The sequence below is a fragment of the Rhodococcus sp. 15-649-2-2 genome (genome assembly GCF_002258645.1).
GTDB lineage: Bacteria > Actinomycetota > Actinomycetes > Mycobacteriales > Mycobacteriaceae > Rhodococcoides.
On sequence record NZ_NPFM01000004.1, the window covers coordinates 106,088 to 120,541 of the forward strand.

The 14,454-nt window shown below is 64.3% G+C and carries 16 protein-coding genes; 7 read left to right on the top strand and 9 right to left on the bottom strand.

The features are described 5' to 3' along the window. Nucleotides 1–5 precede the first annotated feature (5 nt). Complete coding sequence (locus CH305_RS02630; protein WP_037155010.1) at nt 6–1,334, bottom strand: deoxyribodipyrimidine photo-lyase; 1,329 nt, start codon at nt 1,332–1,334, stop codon at nt 6–8. 141 nt (nt 1,335–1,475) lie between these two features. Between CH305_RS02630 and CH305_RS02635 the strand changes: the two genes are divergently transcribed. From CH305_RS02635 to CH305_RS02650, 4 genes are all read left to right on the top strand, one after another. Then, on the top strand, nt 1,476–1,682 hold the full coding sequence (locus CH305_RS02635; protein WP_032378310.1) for a hypothetical protein: 207 nt from the start codon (nt 1,476–1,478) through the stop codon (nt 1,680–1,682). Between the two features lie 17 nt (nt 1,683–1,699). Then, nucleotides 1,700–2,428: a response regulator transcription factor gene (locus tag CH305_RS02640; RefSeq protein ID WP_032404385.1), complete on the top strand. Its 729-nt coding sequence runs from the start codon at nt 1,700–1,702 to the stop codon at nt 2,426–2,428. Next, on the top strand, nt 2,425–3,726 hold the full coding sequence (locus CH305_RS02645; RefSeq protein WP_037175544.1) for a sensor histidine kinase KdpD: 1,302 nt from the start codon (nt 2,425–2,427) through the stop codon (nt 3,724–3,726). Before CH305_RS02640 ends, CH305_RS02645 begins: the two co-directional genes overlap by 4 nt. A gap of 62 nt (nt 3,727–3,788) precedes the next feature. Next, complete coding sequence (locus tag CH305_RS02650) at nt 3,789–4,826, top strand: isopenicillin N synthase family oxygenase (protein WP_094702488.1); 1,038 nt, start codon at nt 3,789–3,791, stop codon at nt 4,824–4,826. Here CH305_RS02650 and CH305_RS02655 read toward each other — a convergent pair. Both CH305_RS02655 and CH305_RS02660 read right to left on the bottom strand, forming a co-directional pair. Further along, nucleotides 4,819–5,178: an FKBP-type peptidyl-prolyl cis-trans isomerase gene (locus tag CH305_RS02655; protein WP_032377394.1), complete on the bottom strand. Its 360-nt coding sequence runs from the start codon at nt 5,176–5,178 to the stop codon at nt 4,819–4,821. The two genes, CH305_RS02650 and CH305_RS02655, sit on opposite strands and share 8 nt — an antisense overlap. 85 nt (nt 5,179–5,263) lie before the next feature. Continuing rightward, complete coding sequence (locus CH305_RS02660) at nt 5,264–5,938, bottom strand: DUF2848 domain-containing protein (protein WP_094608353.1); 675 nt, start codon at nt 5,936–5,938, stop codon at nt 5,264–5,266. A 130-nt stretch (nt 5,939–6,068) separates the two neighbouring features. Between CH305_RS02660 and CH305_RS02665 the strand changes: the two genes are divergently transcribed. Then, nucleotides 6,069–7,418, top strand: a complete 1,350-nt coding sequence (locus tag CH305_RS02665) for an MFS transporter (protein WP_032404389.1) — start codon at nt 6,069–6,071, stop codon at nt 7,416–7,418. Here the strand turns inward: CH305_RS02665 and CH305_RS02670 are convergent. Beyond that, nucleotides 7,390–8,031 (bottom strand): GntR family transcriptional regulator, encoded by a 642-nt coding sequence (locus tag CH305_RS02670; protein ID WP_094702490.1) that lies wholly within the window; start codon nt 8,029–8,031, stop codon nt 7,390–7,392. The genes CH305_RS02665 and CH305_RS02670 overlap by 29 nt on opposite strands. Nucleotides 8,032–8,077: 46 nt before the next feature. On the opposite strand from CH305_RS02670, the gene CH305_RS02675 reads away from it, so the two are divergent. Further along, entirely contained in the window at nt 8,078–8,878 is an 801-nt protein-coding gene (locus tag CH305_RS02675) for a carbon-nitrogen hydrolase family protein (RefSeq protein ID WP_179278156.1), read from the top strand. 116 nt (nt 8,879–8,994) lie between these two features. Here CH305_RS02675 and CH305_RS02680 read toward each other — a convergent pair whose 3' ends face one another. The 5 genes from CH305_RS02680 to pdxH all read right to left on the bottom strand — a co-directional run bounded on the left by CH305_RS02680 (nt 8,995) and on the right by pdxH (nt 14,190). Continuing rightward, on the bottom strand, nt 8,995–10,293 hold the full coding sequence (locus CH305_RS02680) for a citrate synthase (RefSeq protein ID WP_032377399.1): 1,299 nt from the start codon (nt 10,291–10,293) through the stop codon (nt 8,995–8,997). Between the two features lie 70 nt (nt 10,294–10,363). Further along, nucleotides 10,364–11,302 (bottom strand): carbohydrate kinase, encoded by a 939-nt coding sequence (locus CH305_RS02685; RefSeq protein ID WP_037155003.1) that lies wholly within the window; start codon nt 11,300–11,302, stop codon nt 10,364–10,366. After that, complete coding sequence (locus CH305_RS02690; protein ID WP_094702494.1) at nt 11,299–12,228, bottom strand: aldose 1-epimerase family protein; 930 nt, start codon at nt 12,226–12,228, stop codon at nt 11,299–11,301. Before CH305_RS02690 ends, CH305_RS02685 begins: the two co-directional genes overlap by 4 nt. After that, entirely contained in the window at nt 12,212–13,510 is a 1,299-nt protein-coding gene (locus tag CH305_RS02695) for an MFS transporter (RefSeq protein ID WP_179278157.1), read from the bottom strand. Before CH305_RS02695 ends, CH305_RS02690 begins: the two co-directional genes overlap by 17 nt. A 5-nt stretch (nt 13,511–13,515) precedes the next feature. Continuing rightward, nucleotides 13,516–14,190 (bottom strand): pyridoxamine 5'-phosphate oxidase, encoded by a 675-nt coding sequence (gene pdxH, locus CH305_RS02700; RefSeq protein ID WP_080734566.1) that lies wholly within the window; start codon nt 14,188–14,190, stop codon nt 13,516–13,518. Between the two features lie 78 nt (nt 14,191–14,268). Between pdxH and CH305_RS02705 the strand changes: the two genes are divergently transcribed. Further along, on the top strand, nt 14,269–14,454 hold a 186-nt coding region (locus CH305_RS02705), incomplete at its 3' end, for a citrate/2-methylcitrate synthase (protein ID WP_306436910.1).

Consider the following 14,454-nt stretch of genomic DNA (forward strand, 5'->3'; position numbering starts at 1 on the left):
AGCCGCTACAGCGCCTTGAACCGTGCGATCGCCACTTCACGCTCGTGCTTGTGGTCGACGATCGGCTCCGCGTAGCCCTTGGGTCGGCCGAACTTCAACGTGTGCACTGCTTTTCCTTCTTCACCGCGCAGCTCCGGCACCCAGCGTCGAACATAGTCGCCGGTGGGGTCGAATTTCTCGCCCTGGGTGATCGGATTGAACACACGGAAGTAGGGCGATGCGTCGGTACCGGTTCCTGCGGTCCACTGCCAACCGTGCTGGTTGCTGGCCAGATCGCCGTCGACGAGATGCTGCATGAAGTAGCGCGCACCCCGCCACCACGGCAGGTGCAGATCCTTGACGAGGAACGACGCGACGATCATGCGGACCCGGTTGTGCATCCACTTCTCCGAGTTCAACTGCCGCATACCGGCATCGACGATCGGGAAGCCGGTCTCACCCTTGCACCAGGCCTCGAACAACTCGTCGGCGTGCTTGCCCGAGTCGAGTTCGATCTTGTCGAACTTCTTGACGTAGTTCTCACGCGCACTGTCGGGACGCTGAAAGAGTATGTCGCCGTAAAAGTCTCGCCAGCAGATCTGCCGACGGTACGACGCGGACCCTTCGCTGCGTAGTTTGCCGAGGTCGGCCAACATCGTCCGCGGGTGAATGGTTCCGTACTTCAGATGTACCGACATTCGGCTCGTCGAATCCAGGTCGGGACGATTGCGCTCGTCGTCGTACGCAGCAACCTCGTCGAGAAATTCCTTCCACTGCTTCGACGCGGCCGCCTCTCCCGCTGCCGCGTCGGACGCCTCCTTCTCGGAAGGAATCTTCACGCGCCGAACACCTTTGACCTCGTCCGGGTCGATCCACGTCGCACTGGCGGCAGACGTATCGGCAGGTCCGCGCCAGCCGTGTTCCAGCCACTGGCGCGAGTACGGGGTGAACACCTTGTACGGCTCGCCGTCGTTCTTGAGGATCCGCCCGGGGGCGACCGCATACGGGGAGCCGGTCTCGACCAGATTCACCTTCTCGCCCACACGCTTGTCGCGATCGCGGCCGTACGGGCCGTAGTCGGCACTGATGTGGACGTCCTCGGAGTCGATCGCCTTCGCCACCTTCGGGACCACCGTCTCGGGGTCACCGTGCACCACCATCAACCTGCCGTCGAGCTGCTCGTTCAGAGCCTCGAGCGAACGGAACAGGAAGTCCTTGCGCGGCCCGCCGGAGGGCTTCAGTAAGCGGTCGTCGAGCACGAACAACCCGAGTACCGGATCTCCGGACTCGGCGGCGGCGGTGAGTGTGGGCAGATCCCCCAGACGGAGGTCACGGCGAAACCATACGAGCGACATGGTTCCAGTCTTACCCAACCGTCCGGAGTGCAACCCGCACCGTCGCCCCGCGCAATTCTCAGAGAATCGCCAACGACGACTCACCAAGGCCGCAACATGGGCCTCTACCTTGGGAAACACAGAAGAGAAAAGGAGATCATCATGACGAACACCCGCCCCTTCCCCGGCGCTCTTTCCCTGGTGAACAGCACCTGCACCTTCGAGAAGTACTACGAGCAGCTCTACGCGAAGGCCCCGGCACTCGCCTGGTCACTCGATGCCGACACCGGCCGCCGCAGTGCGCTCGAGGAGTTCTTCGCCAAGACGCCCGAGGAACGCCGAACCACCGTCGACAGCTGGGTTGCCTGAACCGTCACAATGGACGCGTGACCGAATCGTCGAGTTCCCCCGCCACCGTCCTCGTCGTCGATGACGACGCCGACGTGCTGTCCTCACTGCAACGTGGACTGCGCCTGTCGGGGTTCACCGTCATCACCGCATCGGACGGAGCGGAGGCACTCGGCGTGGTCTCCAGATCCACGCCCGACGCGATCGTGCTGGACATCAACATGCCGGTACTCGACGGGGCCAGCGTTGTGACCGCGTTGCGTGCGATGGGAAACGACATCCCGATCTGTGTGCTCAGTGCCCGTAGCTCGGTGGACGATCGCATCGCCGGGCTCGAATCCGGTGCCGACGACTACCTCACCAAGCCGTTCGTGCTGGCCGAACTCGTTGCGAGGATCCGGGCAATGCTGCGCCGGCGCGGCACCAATCCAGTTGTGCCGGCGGCAGATTCGGGTGTACCGAACTCGGCGGTGGCCATCGGGAGCCTCGTGGTCGACATCCCCGGTTATCGCGTGCATCGCGGCGGAGTCGACATCGACCTGACCAAGCGGGAATTCGAGCTGCTGGCAATTCTGGCCCGGAACAAGGGCGTGGTCCTCACGCGTGAGCGATTGCTCGAACTGGTGTGGGGCTACGACTTCGTCGCCGACACCAACGTCGTCGACGTGTTCGTCGGCTATCTGCGTCGCAAACTCGAATCCGATGGGTCTCCGCGCATCCTGCACACCGTCCGCGGCGTCGGATTCGTCGTCCGAGACGCCGCATGAGCTTCTCGCTGCGCGCCCGCGTCGCTGCCGCCACGGCCCTCGGTGCCACCCTCGTGGTCGCCGCACTCGCGGTGGTCACTTCGGTCGCCATCTCCCGCAACAACGTCAATCAGCTCGACGAACGGTTGACGACAGCCTCCCAGGTGCTGGTCCCGAATTCGTCGACGTTGGAGGCCTTCATCGATCAACTCTCCGGCGCATTCGCCGTCACCATTCGCAGCGGTGACATCGTGGTGGCGTCCACACCGACGCGGCTGCCCGCGCTGGACACCGGATCGCAGACCGTCGACGTCGACGGCCAACGGTTCCGCGTCTACACGGCAGTATCGACCGTCGTGTCCACGATCTCCATTTCGATCGGCGTGCCGGCCCTCGAGGCACAACAGGTGACCGACGAGCAACAAAAACAGGTGCTGATGCTGGGGCTGGTTGCGATCGCCGTATCCACCGGCCTGGGCTGGCTGTTCGGCGGGCGAGCCGTCAGACCGCTGGTGACGCTGACCCGGCAAGTCAGCGCGCAGCCACCGACCGCTCCCGAGACCCGCACCGGCGTCACCGAGGCCGACGCACTCGCAGTCGCGATCGGGGGCATGCTGACCAGACTCAACGAGGCACAGGACCGCACCAATGCCGCCCTCGACACCGCACGCGACTTCGCGGCCGTCTCCGCACACGAACTGCGCACCCCACTGACGGCGATGCGCACCGACATCGAGGTCCTGCGAACCCTCGACCTCGAACCCGCACAGCAGCGGGAGATTCTGGGTGACCTCGAGCGAACGCAGGGACGGGTGGAGACGACGCTGACCGCTCTGGAACGCCTCGCGTCGGGTGAACTGTCCAGTGAGGGTGACAGAGTCGAGACCGACATCATCGACATCTGCGACGTCGCAGCCCAGGACGCGCAGAGACTGCACCCCGAGCTCGACATCCGCGTGGAGTCCGCTCCCGATTCCGAGATCACGATGCGCGCACTACCGACCGGTCTGCGGTTGGCCGTCGACAACGTGATCGGCAATGCCGTCCGGCACGGCAACGCAACCACGATCGTCATCACCGCCGAACGGGTGGACACGACGGTGCGCGTTCTGATCGACGACAACGGATCCGGTGTTCCTGTCGATGAACGCGAATCGGTGTTCGGCCGCTTCGAGCGCGGCACCAGGGCAGCGAAGGGTGGCTCGGGACTCGGCCTGGCACTGGTTGCACAGCAGGCCGAATTGCACGGTGGCCGTGTCTACTTCACCGACAGTCCACTGGGCGGCGCGCGCCTGGTGATGGAGTTGCAGATTCGCTAGGTTGCCGCATTCGTTACTCGGGAGAAACCCGCGGGATCGACCGATGCGAGGAGGATGGACCCGTGCACTCGTCATCGGAATTCACCGTTCCCATCATCGACATCTCGCCGTACGTCCTGGGTGATCGCTCCCCGGACGCCGACGCGACCGCGCGCCGAGGAGTGGCATCGAAAGTCGACCATGCATGCAGCACAGTCGGTTTCATGCAGATCGTGGGACACGGCATCCGAGACGAGATCGTTGCCGGGCTCGCAGCGGCGATGGATTCGTTCTTCGGACTCGACCCAGCGCAGAAATCGGCCTACATCTGCCCGCCCGAGCTCAACCGCGGCTACACCGCACCGAAGAGCGAAACGCTGAGCCTGAGCCTTGGGCTCGATTCGGCATCGGGCATGAACGACTACTTCGAGGCATTCAACGTCGGCACCGGTGAGCCGAACACCTGGCCCGAGTCGGCCGGGTTCCGGAACGCCGTCGAACTGTATTTCGCCGAAGCTGCCCGCGTGGCCCGGACACTGACCGGGGTGTTCGCCGACGCCCTCGGGGAATCGCCGAACCTGTTCTCACGCATCACCGATCGGTCACTGGACACGCTGCGAATGAACAACTACGCGCTCGATCCGGGCACCGAGGTACCGGAGCGCGAACTCACCGGGATGAGCGAGCACACCGATTACGGATTGGTGACGGTGCTCTGGGCCGATCGGGTACCCGGCCTACAGGTCCTCGGCACCGACCGACTATGGCACGACGTGCAGCCTGCCAAGGGCGCGATGCTGGTGAATCTGGGTGATCTGACGGCCCGATTGACCAACGATCGCTGGATGTCGACCCTGCATCGCGTGCGGCCACCGGTATCGGGCGGGACGATCCAGCGCAGGCGTTCTGCTGCCTTCTTCCACGACGGCAACCTCGACGCAGTAATCGCGCCGCTGGCGTCGTGCATCGAGGCCGGCGCAGTGCCCCGGTACCGACCGGTGACCGTGGCCGAACACATTCAGGCAAAGCTCGCGGGTTCCCGAGGCGGAACGGCGAATGCCTCGGCAACCCGCGAAGCCGAGCGGGTGCGACGCTCAGTTACTCGACCTGCAGTTACTTGACGTCGAGCAGGTCGATGACGAACACGAGCGTCTTGCCGGACAGGCGGTGACCTGCGCCGGCTGGGCCGTAGGCGAGCTCCGGCGGAATGGTGAGCTGACGGCGTCCGCCGACCTTCATTCCGGGGATGCCGTCCTGCCAACCCTGAATCAATCCGCGCAACGGGAACTGGATGGATTCGCCGCGGTTCCAGGACGAGTCGAACTCTTCGCCCGAATCGAACTCGACGCCGACGTAGTGCACCTCGACGGTGCCGCCTGCAACTGCCTCTGCGCCGTCACCCTCGACGAGGTCGACCGTCACCAGGTCCAATGGTGCCGGTCCGGCCTGAAATTCGATCACTGGCTTCGTCACTGAAGTCTCCTGCGGTTGATGCCGGCCCGCCGACGCCGGCTGTGAAGCTCTGGGCATATTCCGCTTCGACTTTACGTCGTGACGGTCAGCCAATTGGAGCTGGCATCAAATTCGTCTTGTATTCGCAGGTCAACGTGTTGCCGGTTGCGGGGTCGCCCATCTCCACCTTCCAGGCGTCGGAGAACTGATTCACCCCGTGGTGCATCGAGATGGTGCCCGAGATCAATACCGTTCCACGCGAGAACAGTCCACGTTCGGTGAGCACGTCCAGCCAGTACTGCGGAGCGAGAAGATCACCGAGCGTTCCCGACTGGATGAGCACTCCATCGGCCCAGCCGGTCAGGGTGATGTCGTCCAGTCGGTCGGCCACCTCGCTCAACCGCCATGCACCGGTGCCGAGCACGTCGGGAGCCGCGTTCTTGCTCCACGCGACGCTGTGAACTTCCAGGTCACGATCGGTGTGATCGCATGCCACCGTGAGCAGCACGTCGTCGATCGTGTCGCCCAGGATCACCAGAGCCCATTCCGCCTCACCCGAGGTGCGACCATGTTGGACGGCAACGGCATCGGTCTGCTGCGCCAGGTACGGCGAGATGGGATACAGCGCCGGGGTCACCGTCGGAGCCGGCACGCCCAGTTCGGCCAGCTCGGCGATATGCGACGCCACCTCCTCTTGGTTGCGACCGGCATAGCCCGCATTGAGCAGTGCGGTCACTTCTACCGACTCGGTCGTGCCGTCGGGCAACGTGAATGTGAGCATCAGTAAGGACCCTCTCCTCGTAAATTTTCTGTTTCCGATACGCCCAAAGCCTTGCGCATACGTCTTGTATACAGCAAGTATGGAGCACGTACAACGGATAGAGTGATCCCAGGCACACGAAGGAGTCGTCATGACCGAACCAGTTTCGGTGGATAGAAAGGGCCTGGCCAAGGCCTTTGCCGCCAGCCTGACCGGAACGGCATTGGAGTGGTACGACTTCGCCGTCTACTCGGCCGCCGCAGCGCTGGTGTTCCCGTTGGTCTTCTTCCCGGACAGCGACCCACTGACCGGGACTTTGCTGGCCTTCTCGACGTACGCCGTCGGGTACATCGCCCGTCCGGTCGGTGGATTCGTCTTCGGGCGACTCGGCGACGTCATCGGCCGAAAGCAGCTTCTCGTCATCACCCTGATGCTGATCGGCGTCACGACGTTCGCCATCGGCTTGATCCCCGGCTACGACACCATCGGCATCGCCGCCCCGATCATCCTCGTCACCATGCGGTTCTGCCAGGGCGTGGCCGTCGGCGGCGAGTGGGGCGGAGCCGTTCTGCTCTCCAGTGAATACGGTGACCCCCGTAAGCGGGGCTTCTGGTCGTCCGCCGCGCAGATCGGGCCACCGGCGGGCAACCTGCTCGCCAACGGCGCACTTGCAATCTTGACGCTGTCGTTGACCGACCAGCAGTTCGAGTCCTGGGGATGGCGTGTTGCATTCCTCTTCTCGGCCGTACTCGTCGGGTTCGGTTTGTGGATCCGATTGAAGCTCGAGGACACCCCGGTGTTCAAAGCACTTCAGGAGAGCGGCGATCGCTCCGAAGCGCCGATCAGTGAAGTGTTCAAGACCGAACTGCGACCACTGGTGGCAGGCATCATGTCTCGTGTCGCACCGGACGTCATCTACGCACTGTTCACGGTCTTCTCCATCACCTACGGCACGCAGAAACTGGGCTTCGAACGCAGCGAGGTGCTTACGGCCATCCTGATCGGATCGGCGTGCCAGCTCGGCCTGATCCCGCTGGCCGGAGCCGTCTCGGACCGCATCAATCGACGTCTGGTCTACGGCGTCGCAGCCGTCGGCGGTGTTGCCTGGAGCGCGATATTCTTCCTCGTCATCGGCGGCGGATCTCTACCACTGCTGATTCTGGGTGTGGTTGTGGGCCTGGCGTTCCACTCGTTCATGTACGGGCCACAGGCAGCATTCGTCACCGAGCAGTTCAGCGTGCGATTGCGCTCCACCGGTAGCTCGTTGGCGTACACGATCGCCGGAGTGTTCGGCGGAGCGATGGCACCGCTGATCTTCGTGTACCTGTTGGACAAGACGGACAGTTGGGTACCGATCGCCGGATACATCGTGATCGTCGGTGCCGTGACACTTGTCGGCCTCGCACTCGGGCGCAACCCCGACCCCACCGAGGACGAGCACTACGTGCTCCTGAACCAGGAGAACGAAAAGGCTACGCGCGCAGCAGAGTCTGAAGTGTGACCTCGAGGTGAGCGTCGATCTTCTCGTGCACCAGGCCCTCATCGCCCGCACCCAGTGCGTCGATGATGGCCTGGTGCTCGGCGCACACCCGATGCTGCCGGTTGGCCGCGGTGAACAGCGCACTCAAGCCCACGCGAAGCTGGCGCGCTCGCAGGCCGGCATACGTACGAGAGAGCAGATCGCTTCCAGCCGAATCGATCAGACTCTGGTGAAACGTGCCGTCCCAGTCGATGAACTCCTTCGGCGCATCCGCACTGTCAGAATTCATCAGCAATTCCTGCTGCTCGAGCGCATGCTGCATCGCCGCGATCGGAGCGTCCCCGGCGCGCAGCGCTCGGGTGGCCGCGTGCCGCTCGAGAACGCCGCGCAGATCCATCAGTTCGCCGATCTGCCGTCCGGACATCGCCGGCACGTGCGCCCCGCGCTTGGGCACCATCTCGACCAGACCCTCGGACTGCAACATCAGCAGCGCTTCACGAACCGGCGTGCGCGATACACCGATTCGCGTTGCGAGCTCCTGCTCGTTGAGAAAAGTGCCGGTGGCGGCCGGTGACGACAGCACCTGATCGCGCACGAACAGATACGCCTTCTCCCTCCCCGACAGCGGCTGCATACGATATGTATACCTGTCTTCCTCCGACGAAACCAGGAGTCACACCGTGAGCTCGTCCATTCGCATCAGCCTCGCCCAGATCACCAGCGGCGAACACCCCTCCGAGAACCTCGAACTCATCGACACTCACGCCCGTGCCGCCGCACACGCCGGATCGGACGTCGTCGTGTTTCCCGAGGCGACGATGCGCTGCTTCGGCGGACCCATCCGAAAGTTCGCACAGCCTCTCGACGGCGAATGGGCCGACGCGGTGCGCTCCATCGCGTCCGATGCCGGCATCACCGTCGTCGCGGGGATGTTCACCCCCGCCGCGGATGACCGAGTGACCAACACACTGCTCGTCACCGGCCCCGGCATCGATGCGAGCTACGACAAGATTCACCTGTTCGACGCGTTCGGATTCGCCGAATCCGACACCGTCGCACCGGGTTCGGACCCTCTCGTGGTCGATATCGCCGGAGTTCGGGTTGGCTTCGCCACCTGCTACGACATTCGATTCCCCTCGCTGTTCCAGAAACTCGGGGATCTCGGCGCGGAACTCGTCGTTGTTCCGGCATCGTGGGGATCGGGTGACGGCAAGGTGGAGCAGTGGACCCTGCTCGCCCGCGCACGCGCGTTGGATTCGACGACGTTCATCGCAGCCTGCGATCAGGCCGAACCCGTTGCCGCCGAGGGAAATGCGCCATTGGGCGTGGGGCACAGCATCGTCTGCTCCCCCACCGGCGAGATTCTCGGGCAACTGGACGCGACGCCCGGCATGCTGACGATCGACATCGATACCGCCATGGTCGACGCCGTGCGCAAGACGCTGCCGGTCTTGAAGAACCGCAGGCACTTCGACGCCTGACGGTGCCGCGAACTCGAAGTTAGGACGAAATCCGTCCATAACTTCGAGTTCGGCACGGGGATACAACAATGCCGCCGACTCCCGAAGGAGTCGGCGGCATTGTTGTACAGCGGGAGCTAGCGGGAGCTGACGTCCTGGTAGTCGCGCTCGGTGTAGCCGGTGTAGATCTGGCGCGGACGGCCGATCTTGCCGGTCGTGTCCTCGTTCTGCTCGCGCCAGTGCGCGATCCAGCCGGGGAGACGGCCCATCGCGAACAACACCGTGAACATGCGCGGCGGGAAGCCCATCGCGCGGTAGATCAATCCGGTGTAGAAGTCCACGTTGGGGTACAGCTTGCGCTCGACGAAGTAGTCGTCGGTGAGAGCTGTCTCCTCGAGCTTGAGGGCGATCTCGAGCAGCTCGTCGCCGTTGCCCAGCTTGCCGAGGATCGTGTGCGCAGTTTCCTTGACCAGCGTCGCGCGCGGATCGAAGTTCTTGTACACACGGTGTCCGAAGCCCATGAGCTTGACGCCGTCTTCCTTGTTCTTCACTCGACGCAGGAAGTCCGTGGCGTCGCCGCCCTCGGCCTTGATCTTGTCGAGCATCTCGAGCACGGCCTGGTTGGCTCCGCCGTGCAGCGGGCCCCACAGCGCGTTGATGCCGCCGGAGATCGAGGTGAACAGGTTGGCCTGCGAGGATCCGACGAGGCGCACCGTCGAGGTGGAGCAGTTCTGCTCGTGGTCGGCATGCAGGATGAGCAGCATGTCGAGTGCCTTGACGATCTCGGGATCGACCTCGTACGGCTCGGCCGGGAATCCGAACGTCAGGCGCAGGAAGTTCTCGACCAGGCTCTTGGAATTGTCCGGGTACAGGAACGGCTGGCCGACGGACTTCTTGTAGGCGTATGCCGCGATCGTCGGCAGCTTGGCCAGCAAGCGGATGGTCGACAGCTCGACCTGTGCCGGATCGTTGGGGTCCAGGGAATCCTGGTAGTACGCCGACAGCGCGTTGACTGCGCTCGACAGCACCGGCATCGGGTGAGCGTTGCGCGGGAAGCCGTCGAAGAACCGCTTGAGGTCCTCGTGCAGCAGGGTGTGTCGACGGATCTTGTCGGTGAACGTCTCGAGCTGATCTGCGGACGGCAGCTCCCCGTAGATCAGCAGGTAGCTGACCTCGATGAACGACGACTTGCCCGCAAGTTGTTCGATCGGGTATCCGCGGTAGCGCAGGATGCCTGCGTCACCGTCGATGTACGTGATGGCCGACTTGGTCGATGCGGTGTTGACGAACCCGCCGTCCAATGTCGTATAGCCGGTGGTGGCCAGCAACTTTCCCAGCTCGATGCCGTTGTTGCCTTCGGAAGCCTCGGCAATCGACATGGAGTATTCGCCACCGGGATAGGTGAGGGTGGCTTTGGCGTCATTCTCAGCGGGCACGAATGGTCCCTCTCGAACTCGTGTAACGGACACGTACTTGAAGCGGACAGTTCTTACGTCGATAGTGAAACTAGTCTCTCGACGCCTCGGACGCCCAGGGAGGGTCGGCACCGGGGCGCGAAACCGTGATTGCCGCTGCCTTCGCGGCGAACTCGAGCGCTTGCTGCCAATCTTGCTTGCTCATCGCTTTCACCGCGTTCGATGTGATAATGGTCTCCTTCTGCAAAAAGCTCAGCAGAGCCCCGTGCACGGTGTCACCAGCGCCGATCGTGTCGACGACATCGACGGCCACACCCGGCACCGAGATTTCGTCGGCTGCGGTGAAGACCGAGATGCCGTCGCCGCCGCGGGTCATGACCACAGCGGTGACCCCGGCCGCGAGCCAGTCGTCGACGGTTGTCCCCTGCGTTCCCAGCCCCAACCAGAACGAGTCGTCCTCGGACACCTTGAGGATGTCGATGCTGGGCAACCACGAACGGAAGCGGTCACGGAAACCGTCGGCGGTGATGTCGCCGCTGGTGCTGTCGATGGCGGCCGGGCGAATGTTGGGGTCGAGCATCGTGAGCTTGCCCGCCGCCCGCGCCCGGTGCAGCAATCCCGCGTACATCGACGCACCGGGCTCGTAGAGCAACGACAACGTGCCGAACGAGAGAACACTGATCTCGTCCGGGAGATCGCCGGGATCGGCCACGAGCCGATCGGCGGTGCCGTCGGCATAGAACGAGTACTCGGCGCTGCCGTCCTCGGCGAGAGTGGTCATCGCCAAGGTGGTCGGCTCGTCGCCGCGCTGGACCCACGAGATGTCGACGCCTGCGTCGCGCAGACTCGCCAGGATCTGCTCGCCGAAGGGGTCGCGCGATATCCGTGAGAGATACGCGACGGGCGAACCCAATCGACCGATCGCGACGGCGACGTTGAACGGTCCGCCGCCGAGCTTGGGCGAGAGCAGCGGCCCCTCGTGCACCGGGACCAAGTCCACCAACGCTTCGCCGCACACCAGAATCGTCACTTCTCGTACCTCATTCCCCAGGTGCCCGACCAAATTTGCCCCGGCTCGAGCACGACCAGATCGATCTCGGAGTTCAACGCATCGGGTGGGCACGTCATCGGTTCGATCGCCAACGCCCGCCCTCGGTCGGGATAGGCCTGATCGTTGGCCGGATCGGCGGTGAACACCTGCACCCAGCCGAAGCTCGCGTCGGTCCACAACACGGTCGCAGCGCCGTCGGGGCCACGCAGAACATGGTTCGCACGGCCGTCGACGTCGGGCAGCGACGCACTGAACGGGGTGTCCAGCTGCACGCCCTGCAGCGTGCGCGGCTCCCGGAAGTCGTACTCGGTATCGGCCGTCGGAACCGAATTGCCCACGGGCAGATTGCGCACCGGATCGAGCGGTAGCCGTGTCCCGGCGGAGAGCTCGAGCGTGCACTCGTCGAGCGGCACATCCCCCACTCGGACGTAGGTGTGGAAACCCATCCCGTAGGGCGCGGCCGAATCACCGGTGTTCTTCGCGGACGCGGTCACGGTGAGACCGTCCGCCGACAGCTCGTGCACCACCGTCACCGTCAACGAGAACGGCCATCCCTGGTGCGTCCCGACGTCCACGCTCTGCTCGACGCGACTGTCGGTGTGTTCGACGAGAGTCCACGCCACCTTTCGGACGAAACCGTGACTGGCGTTGTTTCGCGAGGGCTCGCTGATCTCCAACCGATGTTCGACGCCTTCGAAGGCGAACGTCCCGTCGGCCGTCCGGTTGGGCCACGGGGCCAACACCAGCCCCGCCGACAGCGGCGGCTTCGAACCCGCCGCCCACGTCTCGGTGAGCGCGGCACCGTCGTATTCGAGAACTCGCAGGCCCGCTCCGACGGCAGCGATGTCTGCCCGATACTTACCGCTCGTCAACGAGTAGGTCTGTGCATCAGCCATGGGAGTCATTGTCTACCACCTTCGGTCCGACGAGGGCACCCACTCGATAGCGAATGAATGCCGGAAGAGCCAGCGCAGCGATCGAGACACCGATGACGACCAGTACGCCGCCGCCGGCTGCGGCGGCTGCCGTCCCCACCGACGCGGCTGCGGCACCGTGCAGCACGTCACCGATGCGAGGCCCTCCCGCGACGACGACGATGAAGACACCTTGCAATCGGCCGCGCATCTCGTCGGTCGCGACCGTCTGCAGCATCGTGCTGCGGAACGCCGCCGAGATCATGTCGGCCCCGCCGCCCAGAGCCAGGAACGCCAGCGCGAACCACAGGGCGACGGCGGTCGCCCCGTCGGTGGCCGCGCCGACGGCGACGCCGAACCCGATCATCGCCACGCCCCACACGACGATGCAGATCAGCACCGCCAGGCCTTGCCTGCGCACTCGTGGAAGCCACCCGGAGAACACTCCGCCCACCACCGCGCCTGCGGACATGGCCGCGAACAACATGCCCAGCACCGGCCCGCCCGACGCCGGATCACCGAAGCTCTCGTGCGCAATCTGTGGAAAGAGAGCCCTGGGCATACCGAACACCATGGCAATGATGTCGACGACGAACGAAGCCAGCAGCACCTTCTGGGTGGCGAGATACGCAAAACCGTCGAACACCGAACGCAATCCGGCTCGCTGACCCGACTTGGCCGGCGGGATCCCCGGCAGCCGAACCACTGCCCAGAGTGTTGCGAACAGTGCGATGGTGTCGATCAAGTAGAGGGTCTCGAGCCCGATGTAGTAGATCAGGATGCCCGCACTGAGCGGACCGGCGATCGCACCGAAGTTGAACACCGTCATGTTCAGAGAGTTCGCAGCCGGTAGCTGTTCGGCAGGCAGAATCCTGGGCAGAATCGCGCTGCGGGTCGGCTGATTCACCGCGAAGAATGCTTGTTGAACAGCCAAGAGCACCAAGATGATCCAGACGTTGTTCAGGCCCAGGAACGCCTGTAGCCAGAAGAGAGCGGAAGTTCCGATCAGACCGCACGTGGTGATCATCAGCAGGGTGCGGCGGTCCATCACATCGGCCAGCGCGCCGCCCCACAGACCGAACACGATGAGCGGCACCAGGGCGAACACACCCGTCAGCCCCACATAGGCAGAGCTCCGCGTGATCTGGAATACCTGTTGCGGCACAGCAACAATGGAGAGCTGAGCACCGATGACGGTGACGATGTTCGCCAACCACAGCCGGCGGTAGGCCGGAGTCTTCAGCGGTGTCGTATCGGCAAGAATGCCGCGCAACCCGCTCACGGCTGCAGACGCTCGATCACACCACTTGCCACCGTCAGGCGAATCCTGTTGTGCATACGGCTGGTTCGGCCCTGCCAGAATTCGACCGTCTCCGGCTCGACGCGAAAGCCGCCCCAGTTCGGCGGTACCGGTACCTCGACACCGTCGAACGTTGCGGTGACCTCGGCCAGCTTGGCGACCAGGTCTTCCCGCGAGCCGACAGCGCGTGACTGCTCGGACGCCCATGCCCCCAGCTGGGAGCCGCGCGGCCTGGTGCGCCAATAGGTTTCGGTGGTCTCGGCGTCGACCTTGACCACCGAGCCCCGCACGGTGAGCTGCCGGGCACTCGCGATCCACGGGAAGGTCACCGACGCGTAGGGATTCACCGCGAGCGCACGGCCCTTGTCCGAGTCGTAATTGGTGTAGAAGACCACGCCGTCGGCGTCGAGGCCCTTGCACAGCACGGTGCGAGTCGCGGGTCTGCCTGCCTCGTCGACGGTCCCCAACACGATGGCATTGGGCTCGGGTAGATCTGCCGCTACCGCGTCGGCCAACCACTGCTGTGCCAGTGGGAACCACCCGCCGGCCAGAGCATCGACCTCGAGGTCGTCGGGCTCGCCGTAGTCGACCCGCATGTGCGCCAGGCGCTGTTCATCTGCAGACACGAACCCAGACGCTACTCCCGCGTACATGCTCGCTATGGTTCTGGCACAGTACGCCCGGATGCGGCGCAGAGCCGGGCGCAAACGCGACGAGGGAGTCCACAGGCCATGGCTGTTCAACACGTTCCCGAGGATTTCGTCTCCGGTCTCGAAGGTGTCGTCGCGTTCACCTCCGACATCGCCGAACCCGACAAAGACGGCGGCGCACTGCGCTACCGCGGCGTCGACATCGAAGAACTCGTCGCACAGAACGTCACCTTCGGCGACGTCTGGGCCCTGCTCGTCGACGGCGCA

Excerpts from the sequence above, each read along its gene's own strand:
- CH305_RS02630 (WP_037155010.1), bottom strand. The coding sequence starts at position 1,334 with ATGTCGCTCGTATGGTTTCGCCGTGACCTCCGTCTGGGGGATCTGCCC.
- CH305_RS02635 (WP_032378310.1), top strand. The coding sequence starts at position 1,476 with ATGACGAACACCCGCCCCTTCCCCGGCGCTCTTTCCCTGGTGAACAGC.
- CH305_RS02645 (WP_037175544.1), top strand. The coding sequence starts at position 2,425 with ATGAGCTTCTCGCTGCGCGCCCGCGTCGCTGCCGCCACGGCCCTCGGT.
- CH305_RS02660 (WP_094608353.1), bottom strand. The coding sequence starts at position 5,938 with ATGCTCACATTCACGTTGCCCGACGGCACGACCGAGTCGGTAGAAGTG.
- CH305_RS02665 (WP_032404389.1), top strand. The coding sequence starts at position 6,069 with ATGACCGAACCAGTTTCGGTGGATAGAAAGGGCCTGGCCAAGGCCTTT.
- CH305_RS02670 (WP_094702490.1), bottom strand. The coding sequence starts at position 8,031 with ATGCAGCCGCTGTCGGGGAGGGAGAAGGCGTATCTGTTCGTGCGCGAT.
- CH305_RS02690 (WP_094702494.1), bottom strand. The coding sequence starts at position 12,228 with ATGACTCCCATGGCTGATGCACAGACCTACTCGTTGACGAGCGGTAAG.
- pdxH (WP_080734566.1), bottom strand. The coding sequence starts at position 14,190 with ATGTACGCGGGAGTAGCGTCTGGGTTCGTGTCTGCAGATGAACAGCGC.